Here is a 15,771-nt window from a genome sequence, read left to right as displayed (position 1 = left end):
AAGCGCGATCATGGACTACCTGGAGCACCACAATGCCGACCCGAGACCCTTTGTCTGGACCGCCTCGGCCTCAGCTATCCTGGAAAAGGTCGCCCGTGCGAAACAAGCGTTAGAGTCACAACACTAGGTTGTCCGTGGCTTGTCTCAAGGTCCTCCAGGGCCTCACCACCTGACCCCATCTGACTATCATTCATAATATCCAAGCAACTACCCACATGAAGCGAATATTTCCCCTGTGTCACCCGAGATCACAGAGAAGGTCTAGAGGGTAATATGATGTAACCTTAAAGCAATCGCTTGTGTGTTTATTTGTTAAATACTTTACGTGTTTACCTGTTGGAGTGTCAGCAGGTTCCAAGGTCTTTCAAAAAGGCATAACCTATGGCAAAGTAGGGTCCTGACATAATTCCTACTAGTCAGGTCTAGCCATTCAGTCTCTCAAGGACATTTAGGACACCCCTGGCCGTCCACTGGCCTCCTCTAGCCGTAGCGATGCCTTGGCTGTTGAGTGCCTTTGCCATGGCATTGGCTGAGGTAATCCCCTGTGCCCGTAGGTCCTCCAAGACCCCAGCAAGCATCTGTGCCCTATCTTGAGCCCCCTGAGACACAGCTTCCACAGCCTCACGGTTGCCTCGTCCCTTCAGGTGCTGAGCCCCCTTGGGGTTCCCCAACTTCACCCCACATGCCTTAGCAGCAGCCAGAGCAGCTTTGGTCCTCTGGGCAATCAGCGTGCGTTCCTTCTCAGCCAGAGCCGCATAGACATGCAGCATGAAGGGGTCTGCATCCGCCCCAAGCTCAGTGACCACAAATCGGACACGGCTCCTCATGAGTCCACTGATGAAGTGAACATCACGGCTCAGCCTATCCAGCTTGGCCACCATCACCACAGCACCTAGCCTCTTAGCTTTCTCAATAGCGGCTGCTAACTGGGGACGCCGTTCAAGAGCATCAGAACCCTTGCCAGTCTCGACCTCGGTGTACTCAGCAACGACCTCTAGGCCTTCCTGGGCGGCAAATCGTGCCACAGCTTCCCTTTGTGCCTCCAAGCCCAATCCTGACCTACCCTGACGCTTGGTTGAGACACGATAGTAGGCAACAGCCGTGCGGTTCATGTGTGGTCAGCCCCCTGTGTAAATCCACCATACCAGTGTTTGGTGTTTTTACAAATGAGGCGTGTCAAAGCCGGTCAGGAATATACGATGAGATTACTCTCAATCTGAAGTCTATTGGTGTATATTAATCGGAAAAACGGGAACATGATGTGAATATATAAGCCATGTTTGCTCGCCGTAAACAGCACATGTCAGGTATCTGCAGCAATTCGCTACAGTAATACTTGTAATAATACAATTTTAAATTACACGAATTAGTTATTTTCAGTAGTTAATTTTGCTTACTTGCATGTCCTCTCCAATTAAAGCTAACGTGTATCAGGCTTAACAAGCAAAGATTCGTAATATTATCGAAACTCAACAATGCCCATTGATGATGTACTTAGGCATAGTTACCATGGTAACAATGCAGCATACACCCTAATAGCCAGTTTCTCAATCGGCCGCTACAGCGAATGCAGGAGGTTAATATGACTACTTTTGCTCTTCACATGTCGCATCTACAGGTTTCTCTGAGACCGGTTGCTGTAGTTGGCCAGTGGCTAACGAGAAGGCGTATCCGACAGGAACTTCTCGAACTTGATGATGAGCAACTCACCGATGTCGGGCTCAGCAGGGACATTGTGCTGGAAGCAGCGAACAAGCCTTTGTGGTCAGCCTAAGAATTCAACAAGCGACAGCTTGGCGGAGGTGTGACATGTCCTGGCTCCACGAACCTGTTTTTCTCAAGGCAATGGTTCTTGGGTTTTGTGTCGCTGCACCCATTGGGCCCGTTGGAATTCTCTGTATCAACCGCAGCTTAGGAGGCGGTGCTGTTCTCGGTCTGGCCACAGGCCTCGGAGCATCGACTGTTCAGGTTGGATGGATTCTCATCGCGACAGCCAGTGCCGCAAGTTCTCTAATCATCAGGCCAGATTCTAGTATCGCCCATCTTGCCTCTCTCAGCACGGCAACGCTGCTAATCTGGATGGGAATTCGCGCGATACGCCGTGGGGGAAACATTCCGCCCGGCCTCAAAGCAGCACCAACCCTCCTAGTCTGTCTGACCACATATACGTCCGGAGTTGTGCTTGCGGCCTCGAACCCGGTCACCGGCATTCTCTTCATCACAGCGGCTCCGACGATCACTCCTTTTGGCACAGGCAGCTTTGAGACGAAGATTGCTCTGGCTACAGGCACGTTCCTGGGCTCAGCAATATGGTGGGCAGCACTCAGCGGCTGTGTCGCGATATTTAGGAGCCAACTCCGGCCAAGTATCATTCAGATTGTAAATAGGGGCTCTGGTGTTCTGCTCCTGTCTCTCGCGGGCGGAGTGCTAGCCAAGGTTGTCTGAAGCGAGTTTGCCCGAGCCTTCACTCTTCCTCCAAGTCGTGATGATTCCCTCTGGTTTCTCTTGAGCCCTGAGCGTGTCTTGGGGCTTTCTTTTGCCTCGACCTCTCAGGAGTCCCGCTCGCCAAAACTGACCCCAGGGGGTCTGGGGTGACCGGGGTATTTTCCCAGAAGGGTTAAAGGGTCATTCTTATTGCTGTTGGGACCTCTGAGGTGAGTGAAAGCCCTGAGAATTTTTGGGACTCCTAAACCCCCCTCAGCTTCTCTCAACTGCCCCCACCCCTTCCCCAGAAACAACCCACCCATCGAAAGGGTAACTAGCGGTACAGCAATCTAGGGGGCTGTGGCCTTGCTGAAGTCACGTAGCCAACTCTCTAAACCAGGAGCATTGCCTAACTTCCCGCTTGGGGCGAGGATGATAGTCTTGGTTCAATGCGCCGTTTGAGATTTTTTCGAGGACAGGAATTGCCCCACCAGAGTGCTTTTGGATGAAATTTTTCACTATCCAAGTCCAGCAGAACCCATAAAACAGGAATGAGTATACGAGAGGTCCTGTACCTATCGTTGAGTACTTTGCCCATACGGCACCACAAACGACAAGCACCGCCAGAACGCCAGAAAGCCTTACCGCAAGACGAGGGAAGAACGCCCAAGACGCCCAGAACATCCCCTCAATCAATCCCAAGGGAATTGAGGTCAGATTGTATTTATAAAGGAAAATTGAACTTGCGATGAACAGCGATCCGCTGATTAAGCAAATTGTCCTTAAAATGATTGGTTTCTCTATCTCTTTAAGATGGGCCTCCAAGTAATATGAAACTGACTTGGGTTCCTTGAGCCCTACGATAAAAGCACCAATCAAAAGGGCAACAATACCGAAAACGCCACCCATGATTACAGCCATTATGACTGTAGCTGGCGCTGGAGAACCTGTCGTGACCGATGCTAATCCTGGGAAACGGGCGGTTACAAAGCAGAATACACCAATCTCTAGTGACCAGAACAAGACCTTATGCCAAGGCTTGATGGTAGGAGGAGCTAACTCCGGCGGCTTATTACTTGTCTGGGATGCGGAAGCCTGTGCCGCAGCGGGTCCTGGAACAGCCTTATCCGCAGCAGGTCTACTCACCCTCTCCGGCATCAATGCCTTAGTCACTGCCGCTTCGAGGACAGCCGATGCATCTGCTCGCTTCGGGTCTGAGGTAGCTTGAGACTGTGTTTCGTCCTTAGAAACGAAAGTCCCACATTCGCTACAGAATTTATACCCAGGACCTAGCTTTGCCCCGCAATTGTAACAGTAATTCAAGATTGTATACCCCACCCCATATAGCCACGCTAAAATGTGAGTAGGTCTCTGAGCAATCAAAAATGCTGCTTTTCCAGCGCATTCAGTCAGGAGCAAACGCCTCCCACCCTTCAACCAATCAATCTTTGCATGAAGGCATGGGTGGGGTTACCAAGAACGAAACTGGAGTAATAACTGGGGTGCGTCCGAGGTTGTATGTAAATGCACCACTTACATCTGGGACCCAGAACCTTGGTGATACAAATGGTGATACGCCCACTTTCGCCATAGCTGCAACGCGTGTAGAGTCAATGACTTAGGGCGCAAGTGTGATACCCCAGATACCGGCCAGGGGCACCATTCCGGCTTTTAGACGCCTTGAACCCAGCCTCTCGGGGCGCAGTTCTCTCGGAGACTGTGAAGGCTCCTCGGTATCGTTTCCTGCCGAACCACAGGAACTACGGCTCATCCTCGACGATAGGCTCACCGGTCGTATCCTGTATCGGTCCCTCCTCCTCGCTCTTGTGCAGTTTTGGATGGCTCTTCGCGGGTGATGAGGGATCCGTTCGTGCTTGGCGCGCAGCATTGAACTCACCATCCGCCGGTCGCTTTGCCTCAGCGGCGTCTAGCTCCTGTTTCGTCCGCACATAATCAACGGCAGCATTTTCTGATGCTGCTCCCTTTTGCGGTTTTGTATCGTCCGGCTTTTTTACCATGGGAGAACCTCCGAGCAGGGCGGGAGGCCACGAACGTCTCTCGCCCGGCCATTTACGTCGTCCCTCAAGGTTCGCTGCGAACCCGGCTCTCCTTTCGAGAGCCTCCTCAATCCAACATGCGGAAATGGCATGCGTTCCGAATGCTCCGTTTGCCCGCCCTGGCGGTGCACCCGCCAACGACAGGAGAACCGGATGGATCTCAAGTGCGGACGCTGCTTTTAGATCCGATGCCGTAACGCTTTAGGGCTACCCCATCTTCAAACTTGCGAATGACATTCTCTTTCGAACAAATGGCCGCGGCCGAAGGAAGATGCGGATTTATGATCGGGGCGGCGCAAACCTGCGCCATGGGGGGTTTTCGGCACACATCATTGATTGCATTCAAAGCCGCGAGGAGGGGCTTGTGATGGAAGCCGAAATCGAATTCGTTGCCCGCGCTCTCTATACTGCCGAGGATGATGCGCAAGATTGGGACCGTGAATCCAACATCATCAAGGACGAGTTTCGTCTTTATGCCCGAGCAGCCCTGGAACTGCTTGCAGAGAAGCGCAAGCCAAAGACGTTCGACGCAAAGATCTGTATATTTCCCTATGCTGCCTGAGGTGCATCCCGCACGTCGCATGAATCCTCTGTGCAGCACAGTCAGGACGTCATTCGACAACTATTGAAAGGCGAAGGCCCGCGGCCGATCGGCCGCGGGCTTCGTTTCTTCAACGAGAAGAATGAACTCGATCAGCCTCGACGCTCGATCACCGTGACGATCCGGCGGGAGCTCGGCTCAACAATCACGATCTGATCGCGGACGACCACGTATTTACATTCCGGCAGGCCGGACAGGATGCGCTCCACGTTGTCCGGGCAGTCGTACAAGGTCGTCACGGATGTTGGAATGGTCGAGCCGACGCTGACGCTGAAGGTCACGTTCGAGAGCGGCTGAACATTCACGCTGCGGAACGACTCGGTGATCTGGGTCCGCTGCTCCGACGTCACATTGACGCTCGTGGAGTTGGACGAGGTGGTGCTGCCGGTCGTGTTGGCGGCTCCGCCTGACTGGCTGGCCGTGTTGCCCGTCGTACCGCTCGTCCCGCCAGAGGCCGTACCGGATGCGTTGCCGCGTGTCCCGCTGGACGTGCCGGATGAGGCGCTATCCGTCGAGCTGCCGGCGCTGCCCGAAGGAGCGCTCCCGCCGCTGGAGGCGGAGCCCGACGTCGTTCCGCTCGACGTCCCGGATGCAGCACCACCCGCGGCACCACCGGAGCCGGAGGAGCTGCCGGGAGTCGTGATCGTCGAGCCGCCAGAAGCACCGCCGGAGCTGCTGCCGCCTGAACCGCCACTCGTCTGGGCCATGGCCGCGACGCTCAACGAAAGAGCCGCTGCCGCAACGGTTGCCATCAAAGTTGTACGCATCGAAAGATCTCCCATGAATAGAGTGCTCGCAAGAGCTCTCTGCAATGCGTATCAACGAGATGTTTTCGGCCGGGTTCCGCCCCTCTCTTTGGAGTTATGTAACGTACATCTCCCGTTCATCTTCATGAACGTTTTGTACCGCAATGCCGACTTGCTTCGTAACCTAGACAGACATCACCTGCCAGAGCTTAAGCTACGATGCCGATGAAGTAACCTCGGCTTGATCAGGGGCGATCTGAGGCCTGTAGGTGATGCAACGAGAGCGATGCGAAAGCCGCAACGACCTTCTCGTAAACCGGTCGCTTGAATGGGATGATCAGTTCGGGAAGCTTATGCATCTCTTCCCAGCGCCATTCGTCAAATTCAGGCCTATGGCCGCCACCGCCGGGTTGATGAATGTTGATCTCGCTCTCGTTCCCTTCGAAGCGAAAGGCAAACCATTTCTGGTTCTGGCCGCGATAGCGCCCACGCCAAGCACGCCCTGCAACCATGGACGGGAGGTCATAGGCATACCATTCCGGAGCTTCGGCCAGGAGGCTCACCGAACGGACGCTCGTCTCTTCATGGAGTTCGCGCAGGGCAGCCTGGTAAGGCTCTTCGCCGGGATCGATGCCGCCCTGCGGCATCTGCCAGGAATATCCGTCGGTGGCGGTATCGGCCTCGGAACGACGCCGGCCGATGAAGACCAAACCGTCTTTGTTGATCAGCATGACACCGACACAGGAGCGATAGGGCAGATCTTTTCTGGCCTGTGATCCTCTTGCGCTCCTCATTCGACTTTCACTCCCTCGATGCGGCCCCATGGTGCAACCGGTTCTTGATGATTGCCGACGCTGACGCATGGTTCCAAAGCAGGAAAAGAGAGTGCCGGTTCACCGCTTCTTGCACAAGCCTTTCCGCGTGGTTGTGAGAAGCCGAATGAAAAATGGGCCTGACGGTGTATCCCGTCAGGCCCATTTGCAGCATTGTTTCTCAACCGAAAGGGCGAACCACGATCAGTTGGGCGTCGTGGTCGTGTTGGCAGCACCCTTGCGAACGCCATGCAGCAGGTCGTAAGCAGCGAGAAGCTGCTTGTCCTTGGCCGGATCCGGCGGAACGTAAGCGGAGGAACCGCCGCGCTCTTCCTTCTCCCCGCCATTCTGCAGGTGGCCGCGCAGACCGGCCTCGCCCTTGGTCTCATCCTTGCCCTTCAGCTCGTCAGGCACTTCCTGCAGCACCTCGATGTCGGGATCGATGCCCTTGGCCTGGATCGACCGGCCGGCGGGGGTGTAGTAGCGCGCCGTCGTCAGGCGCACGGCGCCATTGCCGCCGAGCGGGATGATGGTCTGCACGGAGCCCTTGCCGAAGGAGCGGGTTCCGAGAACCGTCGCACGTTTGTGGTCCTGCAGAGCGCCGGCCACGATCTCGGAAGCCGAGGCCGAGCCGCCGTTGACGAGCACCACCAGTGGCTTGCCCTTGGCCAGATCGCCGACCTTGGCGCTGAAGCGCTGCGTATCCTCGGCATTCCGGCTGCGGGTTGAGACGATCTCGCCCCGGTCGAGGAAGGCATCGGAGACCATGATAGCCTGGTCGAGCAGACCACCCGGGTTGTTGCGCAGGTCGATGACGAAGCCCGCCACCTTGTCGGCGCCGATGTCGGTCGTGAGCTTCTCGATGCCTGCACGCAGGCCCTCGAAAGTCTGCTCGTTGAACTGGGTCACGCGCAGAACGCCGATGTCACCTTCCATGCGGGCGCGCACCGGACGGACCTTGATGGTCTCACGGGTCAGCTTCACCACCACCGGATCCTTGGCTTCCTTGCGCTGGATCTTAAGGGTGACCGAGGAATTCACCGGACCGCGCATCTTGTCGACGGCCTGGTTCAGGTTGAGGCCCTGAACGGGTTCGTCGTTGATGTGGGTGATGACGTCGTTGGCCAGGACGCCGGCTCTGGAGGCAGGCGTCTCGTCGATCGGCGTCACGACCTTGACGAGACCGTCCTCCATGGTGACCTCGATGCCGAGGCCACCGAACTCGCCGCGGGTCTGCACCTGCATGTCGCGGAAGCTCTTGGCGTCCATGTAGCTCGAATGGGGATCGAGCGAGGTCAGCATGCCGTTGATGGCCGATTCGACGAGCTTCGACTCTTCAGGCTTCTCAACGTAATCCGTCCGGACCTTTTCGAAGACGTCTCCGAAAAGGCTCAGCTGGCGGTACGTGTCAGCCGAGGCGGCGACCGCGCTCATGCCCGACAGAAGGCTGGTCTGAGACACCATGGTCGCGGTGCCCGCGCCAATGGCCGCACCGAGAATCAAAAGGGATAGTTTGCGCATTATCCGCGAACCTTTTCGCTTAGCGATTTTGCCCACCAGGGACCTGGGTCAATTGAACCGCCGTCTTTCCTGAACTCAACATAGAGGACGGGATTGTTCTTTTCTATGGCGGCGCCGATCAAACTCATGAGAGGAGCTTCTCCCATGGTCGCAACGGGTTCGCCTGCGAGCACGAACTGCCCGACATCGACGTTGATGTGGTCCATACCGGCCAGAAGAATATAGTATCCCCCACCGGCATTGATGATCAAGAGTCGACCGTAAGATCGGAAGGGGCCCGCAAAGGACACCCATCCGTCGGTGGGTGATACCACACTCGCCTTGGGCCGTGTCGTGATCGAAATGCCACGCGTCGTTCCGCCATAGCCGTCCGGGGCCCCGAAATCCAAGGTCGTGTCGCCGCTGACCGGCCGCGGCAAGAGGCCCCGGGCCTCTGAAAATGGGATTTTCGGGGCCAATCGAGCCGGGTCCCGGAAGGCGAGCTGGGCAAATTTCTCCCGGGTTTCGCGCTCCTGCGCCTCGGCAGCCTTACGGGCCTCCTCGGCAGCGCGCTGGGCACCGGCGACTTCCGCTTCCATGCGGTCGACCAGTTCTTTCAGCGTGCCGGCCTCACGGGCGAGGTCCTCGGCCTTCTGCCGCTCGGCGCCGGCATTGCGCTCAACCTCGGCGATGCGGCTCTGCCGAGCCTCCATGAGGGCCGCCAGGCGCTCCTGCTCCCGGTTGAGGGCCGTCAACTCCCCATTCAGCGTCGTGCGGTCGGTGGTGATGGCCTCCTTGAGGCGCACGAGCTCGGCAAGGTCCGTTGCCAAAACCTCGGCCTCGCCCCGCAGTTCCGGCAGAACGGCGCCCAGCATGATCGAAGCGCGGACCGCCTCAAGCATGTCCTCGGGCCTCACCAGAACGGCTGGAGGCGGACGGCGTCCCATGCGCTGCAGGGCAGCGAAGACCTCGATGATGACGCCGCGGCGGCTCTGCAGGGAGCGGCGAATGGCCGCTTCGCTGGAGCTGAGGGTCTGCAGCCTCTGTTCCAGACTCCGGATCCGGTCCTCGGTGCCGCGCACCCGGCCGGCGGTGTCGATCAGGGCAGCATTAAGCTTGGCCCGGTCGGCCTTGACGTCTTCGATTTCGGCCTCAAGGCGCTTGCGTGCATCGGCATTGGCCGCGATGGCCTCTTCCAGAACCTTCAGGTTCTGCTGCCGTCTCGCCTTTTCTTCGGCCGTTTGGTCTAGCGCTGTCTGCACTGCGGACACAGCAGGTCGCTGCTGGGCCCCGACGGGCCCCAAGCCGGCAAGAACCATCCAGATGGCAAGGCCGAGCGCATCGTGCGGAAAAGTGAACCCGGTTTTCCGCCGATGCGGACCTTCGGTTTGCCCCGAACGAGGCGCTCGTAACGAAAGAGTGCATCGGATCAATCCCAAAAGTGGAAGCCACTTTTGGGTCCGGTGCTCGGTAGCCTTGCGAAGGAAATGGAACTTGAAGCGGATCATCCGTCAGGAATCATCGTGGCCGGCGCGATGATAAGGGTGTCCGGCTATGATTGTCAGGGCCCTATAGAGCTGCTCGGCCACGAGTGCCCGTACGATCTGGTGCGGCATAGTGAGCGCCCCGAAGGAGACGACGAGGTCGGCGCGCTGCCTCAGCTTGGGATCGAGACCGTCGGGACCGCCGATCACACAGGCCACGCCGGAGCGGCCCTCGTCGCGCCACTGCCTGATTCGCTCGGCGAAAGCCTCGCTGGACGGGCTCCTGCCACGCTCGTCGAAGACGATCAGCACGGACGAGCCGGCCTTTTCGAGAAGGGCCGAGGCTTCTTCCGTGCGCCGGTCGTCCTCGCGGCGTGCCCGGCTCTCGGGCAATTCGACGATGTCGAACCCCGCCAAGCCCAAGGCACGGCCCATGCCATCGACCCGCTGCTTATAGCGCTCGACAAGCTCCCGCTCGGGGCCGTTCTTGAGACGGCCCACGGCCAGCAAGCTCAATCGCACGTATCTCGCCTTATCACTTCAGTGCCGCATGATCTTGTTCGGGCAACCGGTTTCCACTTGCCCGAATCATGCGTCAGCTGACGCGGTCCTGCGGGCGGTCGGCGCCCCACATCTTCTCAAGGTTGTAAAAGCCACGGACCTCAGGACGGAAAACGTGGATCAGGACGTCGCCAGCGTCGATCAGCACCCAATCGCAGGCAGGCAGGCCTTCGACGCGCGCGTTCCCGACCCCCTTGTCCTTGAGGTCCTTGATCACACGGTCGGCAATCGCGCCGACATGGCGGTCGGAGCGGCCCGATGTCACGATCATAGTGTCAGCAAGCGAGGTTTTTCCGGCCAGGTCGATCTCGACCGTGTTTTCGGCCTTCATATCCTCGAGGGAAGCCAAGGCAACGGCCCGGATGTCCTCACCTAGCGGAGCGTCCGCTCCGGAGAGAGGAGGAAGCGGATTCTTGTCCGCTTCGACGGAAGATAGTCGGTTCAGGTTCAGACCCTTTCTCAGCAGCACTCGATGGTGCCGATCCTTAAGATAATGTAGGAGGGCCCCATTTTTCAACGTCCTCCGGAGGGAGAAGTTCGTCTCATTTGGCGCAGCTTGGTAGACGATAAGTGGGACCGAGGCCCGTGCAGGAAGACCCAGGCCGGCGGTTCACGTCCCGGCAGAGCAAGAGCCTCGTTCTCGCCGATCCGGCTGGCGGACAGAGCCGCGGCGGTTTTGGACCGGACGGCCTTCAGGGTCCAGCCGGGCCGGTCGATCACGGCCATCGGCATCATGCGGGCAATGCGCCGCCAGCCGCGCCAGCGGTGGAAGCTTGCCAGATTGTCCGCGCCCATGATCCAGACGAAATGAACCCCGGGATAGCGCCGCTTGAGGTAGGCCAGGGTGTCCACCGTGTAGCGGGCCCCGATTTCCTCCTCAAAGGCGGTCACATCGATGCGGGGATCGTCTGAAACCTGCTTGGCCTCTTCCACACGCATCGCGGTCGTTGCCAGTTCGCCGGTGTCCTTCAGGGGATTTCCTGGCGTGACGATCCACCAGACCCGGTCGAGCCCGAGCCGCTTCAGGGCCATGAGGCTCACATGGCGGTGCCCGGCATGGGCCGGATTGAATGACCCGCCATAAAGTCCGATCCGCATACCGGCAGCCGCCCGCGGCAGACGGGTCAGGCCCGAGGGCCTGATGCGGAAGCGGGAAGACGATGACTTCACGGGCGCGTCTGGCCCGAGCCGCGGATGCGGTATTTGAACGACGTCAGCTGCTCCACCCCAACCGGTCCGCGGGCATGCATGCGTCCCGTGGCGATGCCGATCTCGGCGCCGAACCCGAACTCGCCACCATCGGCAAACTGGGTCGAGGCGTTGTGGAGGACGATGGCGGAGTCGACCTCGGCCAGGAAGCGCTCGGCGGCCGCGGCATCATTCGTGACGATGGAATCGGTGTGATGCGAGCCGTAGGTCTCGATATGCGCCAGGGCGACATCAAGGCTGTCGACGATCCGAGCCGAGATGATGGCGTCGAGGTATTCGGTGCGCCAATCCTCGTCCGTAGCCGGCGCAACGCGGGAATCGGCCATCTGCACGGCCTCGTCGCCGCGCACGGCGCAGCCCGCGTCGAGCAGCACGGAGATCAGGGGCTTGAGATGCGTCTCGGCACAGGCCTGGTCCACCAGCAGCGTCTCGGCCGAACCGCAGACGCCCGTGCGGCGCATTTTGGCGTTCAGCACAATTTCCTTCGCCATTTCCAGGTCGGCCCCGCCATGCACATAGACATGATTGAGGCCCTCCAGATGCGCGAAGACCGGCACCCTCGCCTCCTCCTGGACCCGCGCGACAAGGCTCTTGCCGCCACGCGGCACGATCACGTCGAGATTGCCGTCGAGGCCTGAGAGCATGGCTCCCACCGCCGCGCGGTCACGAGTCGGCACGAGGCGGATCGCATCGGCAGGCAGTCCGGCCTGCTCCAGCCCCTCACCCATCGCCTCCGCAATGGCAAGCGAGGAGCGGAAGCTCTCCGAACCGGCCCGCAGGATCGCGGCATTGCCCGCCTTGAGGCAGAGCGCCCCCGCATCGGCCGTCACGTTGGGACGGCTCTCGAAGATGACGCCGATCACGCCGAGCGGCGTCGCCACACGCTCGATCTGCAGGCCATTGGGACGCTCGAACCGGGCGAGCACACGCCCGACCGGATCAGGCAGCGCCGCAATGCTCTCGACCGCATCGGCGATAGCGTCGAGGCGCTCAGGGTTGAGGATGAGGCGATCGATGAAGGCACCGCTCGGCCCTTTGGCCCTCGCATCGGCCAGATCCTCGGCATTGGCGGCAAGGATCGCATCCGCACGGGTTCGGATGCAGGCAGCCATGGCATGCAGCGCCGCATTCTTGCCTTCGGCACTCGCCAGCGCCACCTGCCGGGCTGCGGCCCGCACGCGGCGGCCGAGATCGGCCATCAGAGCCGGAACGCCTGGATTGCCAACCAAAGCCGCACCTGACGCGTTGAGGTGTTGAGTAAGCGATTGTGCGCCCAGGGCTCGAGTATCGTCCATGTCCAAGTCCCAGCCCCTGATTGCTTCAGGGGAAATACATCGTTCAGAACCCATAGCACGTCCGGCGGCTCACGAGCCAAGCCGCATGATCACGTCTGCCATGATGAAGACGGAGATCCGGATCGGAACCTCGGGCTGGCACTACAGGTCCTGGCATGGACCTTTCTACCCGCCGCGCTTAAAGATCAAGGACTTCCTGTCCTATTACATCCAGCGTTTCGACACGGCGGAGATCAACAATTCCTTCTACAGGCTCCCGACCGAGCAGGCCGTAAGGGCTTGGCACGATTCCACGCCGAAGGGCTTTCTGTTCGCCTGGAAGGCTTCGCGCTTCATCACCCACATGAAGCGGCTGAAAGGGATCGAGGAGAGCATCAACCTCGTCTTCGACCGGATGAACGCCCTCGGCGAGAAATTCGGCCCGGTCCTGTTCCAGCTGCCGCCCACCTTCAAGGCCGATGACGAGACGCGGGAGCGGGTGGCGCGCTGCTTGTCGCTGATCCCCGAGGGCCGGCGCTGTGCCTTCGAGTTCCGTCACACGAGCTGGTATGAGGAATCGACCTTCCGCATTCTGCGGGACCACAATGCGGCGCTCTGCATTTCCGATCACGCCGACGCGCCTGCGCCCTGGGAAGCCACGACGGATTTCGTCTATGTGCGTGCCCATGGCACCAATGGGCGCTATGCGGGCAGCTACTCTGCCGAGACGCTGCAGAATTGGGAGCGCCACATCGCCGATTGGCGGAAGAGCGGGCGCAGCGTTTACGTCTATTTCGACAATGACATCAAAAGCGCGGCCCCCGGCGACGCCCGAGCGCTGCTACAACTCATGAACGACGATCAGTCGCTCAAAGCCATGTCGTCCCGGTGAACCATCTCGGTCCTGCCAGGATAGCCGAGGATTCCTTCGATCTCGCGGCTCGGCCGACCGATGATGCGCGTGGCATCCTCCGCGTCATAGGCCACGAGGCCCCGACCGAGCACACGGCTCTCGCTTCGGATCGTCACCGCATCGCCGCGATGGAAGGTGCCCTCGATCCGGCGCACGCCCACCGGCAGCAGGCTCGCGCCGCCCTGGAGCGCGCGCGCGGCGCCCTCGTCCACATAAAGCGTGCCGCGAGGCTCGAGCGCACCTGCGATCCAGGTCTTGCGCGCGGTGGCCGGGTTGGACGGCGTGATGAACCAGGTGCAGCGCCCGCCTTCGGCAATGCGTTTCAGGGGATTCTTCGTGCGGCCATCGGCGATGATCATATGGGTACCGCCGGAGGTGGCGATCTTGCCCGCCTCGACCTTGGTGCGCATGCCGCCCCGCGACAGCTCGGAGGCGGCCCCGCCGGCCATGGCCTCGATGGCAGGCGTGATGCGTTCGATCACCGGAATGTGCTCGGCATTCGGATCGGACGCAGGTGGCGCCGTATACAGACCGTCGATATCGGAGAAAAGGACCAGAAGATCGGCTCCGATCATGGTGGCCACGCGGGCAGCCAAGCGGTCGTTGTCGCCGTAGCGGATCTCGGAGGTCGCGACCGTGTCGTTCTCGTTGATCACAGGCACGGCCCGCATCTCGAGGAGCTTCAAGGTCGTGGCGCGGGCATTGAGATAGCGCCGCCTCTGCTCCGTGTCGGAGAGCGTCACCAGGATCTGCCCCGCCGTGATGCCATGATGGGCCAGCACCTCCGACCAGGTGCGGGCCAGGGCGATCTGGCCCACGGCCGCAGCCGCCTGGCTTTCCTCGAGCCGCAAGGGACCAGAGGGGAGCCCCAGAACCGATCGCCCCATGGCAATGGCACCGGAGGAAACCACGAGAACGTCCGCGCCTTTCGCGTGAAGATCCGCGATATCCTCGGCGAGCGCCGCGAGCCAGGCATGATTCAGCCGGCCGCGGACCCGATCGACCAGCAGCGCGGAGCCGACTTTCAGAACCACACGGCGGAATTGACTCAGTTCATGGCTCACGGACGCCACTCTTCCTGGGACTGGGCAGGCACTTCCTCGGCCTTCTCCTGATCGATCACCGTGAGGAGCGCCTGCAGCACCTCCTGCACGCCCTGACCGGAGGCGGAGGAGATCACATAAGGTGTCCGCTTGGAGGCCTTCTTGAGCTTTTTCAGCTGATCCTTGAGCGTATCCTCATCCAAGGCATCTGCCTTTGACAGTGCGACGATCTCAGGCTTGTCGGCGAGCCCATGGCCATAGGTCTCGATCTCGTGACGAACGGTCTTGTAGGCCTCGCCTGCATCCTCGCTCGTGCCCTCGACCAGGTGCAGCAGCACCCGGCAGCGTTCCACATGGCTCAAGAACCGATCGCCGAGGCCCACGCCCTCCGAGGCGCCCTCGATCAGGCCCGGGATGTCGGCCAGCACGAATTCCCGGGAATAGGCCCGCACGACGCCAAGACCGGGATGCAGCGTGGTGAAGGGATAATCGGCAATCTTCGGCTTCGCTGCCGTGACGGTGGCGAGAAACGTGGACTTGCCCGCATTGGGAAGCCCGACGAGGCCGGCGTCCGCAATGAGCTTGAGACGCAGGATCAGCGTGCGCTCCTGCCCTTCCTGGCCAGGATTGGCCCGGCGCGGAGCACGGTTGGTGGAAGTGGTGAAATAGGCGTTGCCGAAGCCGCCGTTGCCGCCCTTTGCCAGCAGCACCTTCTGGCCCACATGGGTCATATCGGCGATGACGGTCTCGCCATCCTCCTCGAGGATCTCGGTGCCGGCCGGCACTTTGAGAACCGCATCGGCCCCTTTGGCGCCGTGCCGGTTCTTGCCCATGCCGTGGCCGCCGGTCTTGGCCTTGAAATGCTGCTGGTAACGATAATCGATGAGGGTGTTCAGCCCCTCGACGCATTCCGCCCACACGTCGCCGCCACGGCCGCCATCGCCGCCGTCCGGCCCTCCGAACTCGATGAACTTTTCGCGGCGGAACGAGATGGCACCGCCGCCGCCGTTGCCGGAGCGGATATAGATCTTGGCTTGGTCGAGAAATTTCATAACCCGCATCCTTTACGGGACTGGAGCATTTTTCGCAAAACCGGATCCGGTTTTGCGGTGAAAAAACGCGCCCATCCACGATGACCGTGCGGGGG

17 protein-coding genes are annotated in these 15,771 nt (G+C 59.9%); 4 read left to right on the top strand and 13 right to left on the bottom strand.

Annotation, left to right across the window (positions count from 1 at the left end):
• Window positions 1-422: 422 nt before the first annotated feature.
• The gene (locus tag FS320_RS08090) at window positions 423-1,112 is read right to left on the bottom strand and encodes a recombinase family protein (RefSeq protein WP_152710660.1); all 690 of its coding nucleotides are present in this window, start codon (window positions 1,110-1,112) and stop codon (window positions 423-425) included.
• 455 nt (window positions 1,113-1,567) lie between these two features.
• On the opposite strand from FS320_RS08090, the gene FS320_RS50670 reads away from it, so the two are divergent.
• Together FS320_RS50670 and FS320_RS08080 are read left to right on the top strand one after the other, a co-directional pair.
• Window positions 1,568-1,774 (top strand): DUF1127 domain-containing protein, encoded by a 207-nt coding sequence (locus FS320_RS50670; RefSeq protein ID WP_152710658.1) that lies wholly within the window; start codon window positions 1,568-1,570, stop codon window positions 1,772-1,774.
• A gap of 35 nt (window positions 1,775-1,809) precedes the next feature.
• Window positions 1,810-2,445 carry a LysE family translocator gene (locus tag FS320_RS08080; protein WP_152710656.1) on the top strand — a complete coding sequence of 212 codons (636 nt, stop codon included), beginning with the start codon at window positions 1,810-1,812 and terminating at the stop codon, window positions 2,443-2,445.
• Window positions 2,446-2,799: 354 nt separating this feature from the next.
• On the opposite strand, the gene FS320_RS08075 is transcribed toward FS320_RS08080, so the two are convergent.
• Together FS320_RS08075 and FS320_RS08070 are read right to left on the bottom strand one after the other, a co-directional pair.
• Window positions 2,800-3,597 carry a hypothetical protein gene (locus tag FS320_RS08075; protein WP_152710654.1) on the bottom strand — a complete coding sequence of 266 codons (798 nt, stop codon included), beginning with the start codon at window positions 3,595-3,597 and terminating at the stop codon, window positions 2,800-2,802.
• A gap of 587 nt (window positions 3,598-4,184) precedes the next feature.
• Entirely contained in the window at window positions 4,185-4,442 is a 258-nt protein-coding gene (locus FS320_RS08070; protein WP_152710653.1) for a hypothetical protein, read from the bottom strand.
• Between the two features lie 406 nt (window positions 4,443-4,848).
• Here FS320_RS08070 and FS320_RS08065 point away from each other — a divergent pair, with 406 nt between their 5' ends.
• Window positions 4,849-5,043, top strand: coding sequence for a hypothetical protein (locus tag FS320_RS08065; RefSeq protein ID WP_152710650.1), 195 nt, complete (start codon window positions 4,849-4,851; stop codon window positions 5,041-5,043).
• Between the two features lie 131 nt (window positions 5,044-5,174).
• Here the strand turns inward: FS320_RS08065 and FS320_RS08060 are convergent, their stop codons facing one another.
• The 8 genes from FS320_RS08060 to FS320_RS08025 all read right to left on the bottom strand — a co-directional run bounded on the left by FS320_RS08060 (window position 5,175) and on the right by FS320_RS08025 (window position 12,593).
• Complete coding sequence (locus tag FS320_RS08060) at window positions 5,175-5,849, bottom strand: DUF1236 domain-containing protein (RefSeq protein WP_152710649.1); 675 nt, start codon at window positions 5,847-5,849, stop codon at window positions 5,175-5,177.
• Between the two features lie 224 nt (window positions 5,850-6,073).
• Window positions 6,074-6,622 carry an RNA pyrophosphohydrolase gene (locus FS320_RS08055; protein ID WP_152710647.1) on the bottom strand — a complete coding sequence of 183 codons (549 nt, stop codon included), beginning with the start codon at window positions 6,620-6,622 and terminating at the stop codon, window positions 6,074-6,076.
• 222 nt (window positions 6,623-6,844) lie between these two features.
• The gene (locus FS320_RS08050) at window positions 6,845-8,161 is read right to left on the bottom strand and encodes a S41 family peptidase (protein WP_152710645.1); all 1,317 of its coding nucleotides are present in this window, start codon (window positions 8,159-8,161) and stop codon (window positions 6,845-6,847) included.
• Window positions 8,161-9,459, bottom strand: a complete 1,299-nt coding sequence (locus FS320_RS08045; protein WP_152710670.1) for a murein hydrolase activator EnvC family protein — start codon at window positions 9,457-9,459, stop codon at window positions 8,161-8,163. Before FS320_RS08045 ends, FS320_RS08050 begins: the two co-directional genes overlap by 1 nt.
• A 192-nt stretch (window positions 9,460-9,651) precedes the next feature.
• Entirely contained in the window at window positions 9,652-10,146 is a 495-nt protein-coding gene (gene rlmH, locus FS320_RS08040) for a 23S rRNA (pseudouridine(1915)-N(3))-methyltransferase RlmH (RefSeq protein WP_162002878.1), read from the bottom strand.
• Window positions 10,147-10,219: 73 nt separating this feature from the next.
• Window positions 10,220-10,549, bottom strand: coding sequence for a ribosome silencing factor (rsfS, locus tag FS320_RS08035; protein ID WP_420846712.1), 330 nt, complete (start codon window positions 10,547-10,549; stop codon window positions 10,220-10,222).
• A gap of 149 nt (window positions 10,550-10,698) precedes the next feature.
• The gene (locus FS320_RS08030) at window positions 10,699-11,355 is read right to left on the bottom strand and encodes a nicotinate-nucleotide adenylyltransferase (protein ID WP_162002877.1); all 657 of its coding nucleotides are present in this window, start codon (window positions 11,353-11,355) and stop codon (window positions 10,699-10,701) included.
• Window positions 11,352-12,593 (bottom strand): glutamate-5-semialdehyde dehydrogenase, encoded by a 1,242-nt coding sequence (locus FS320_RS08025; RefSeq protein ID WP_152710664.1) that lies wholly within the window; start codon window positions 12,591-12,593, stop codon window positions 11,352-11,354. The genes FS320_RS08030 and FS320_RS08025 overlap by 4 nt, the downstream gene beginning before the upstream one ends.
• Before the next feature lie 181 nt (window positions 12,594-12,774).
• On the opposite strand from FS320_RS08025, the gene FS320_RS08020 reads away from it, so the two are divergent.
• A complete protein-coding gene (locus FS320_RS08020) occupies window positions 12,775-13,560 on the top strand; it encodes a DUF72 domain-containing protein (protein WP_244627028.1) in 786 nt (261 codons plus the stop codon).
• On the opposite strand, the gene proB is transcribed toward FS320_RS08020, so the two are convergent.
• Together proB and obgE are read right to left on the bottom strand one after the other, a co-directional pair.
• A complete protein-coding gene (proB, locus tag FS320_RS08015; RefSeq protein WP_162002876.1) occupies window positions 13,530-14,645 on the bottom strand; it encodes a glutamate 5-kinase in 1,116 nt (371 codons plus the stop codon). The genes FS320_RS08020 and proB overlap by 31 nt on opposite strands.
• Window positions 14,642-15,676, bottom strand: coding sequence for a GTPase ObgE (gene obgE / locus FS320_RS08010; RefSeq protein WP_152710641.1), 1,035 nt, complete (start codon window positions 15,674-15,676; stop codon window positions 14,642-14,644). The genes proB and obgE overlap by 4 nt, the downstream gene beginning before the upstream one ends.
• Window positions 15,677-15,771 lie beyond the last annotated feature (95 nt).

Source organism: Microvirga tunisiensis, from assembly GCF_009296175.1.
GTDB lineage: Bacteria > Pseudomonadota > Alphaproteobacteria > Rhizobiales > Beijerinckiaceae > Microvirga > Microvirga tunisiensis.
Note: the sequence above shows the minus strand (reverse complement) of the source record. Positions and strands in the feature narration are given on the sequence as shown.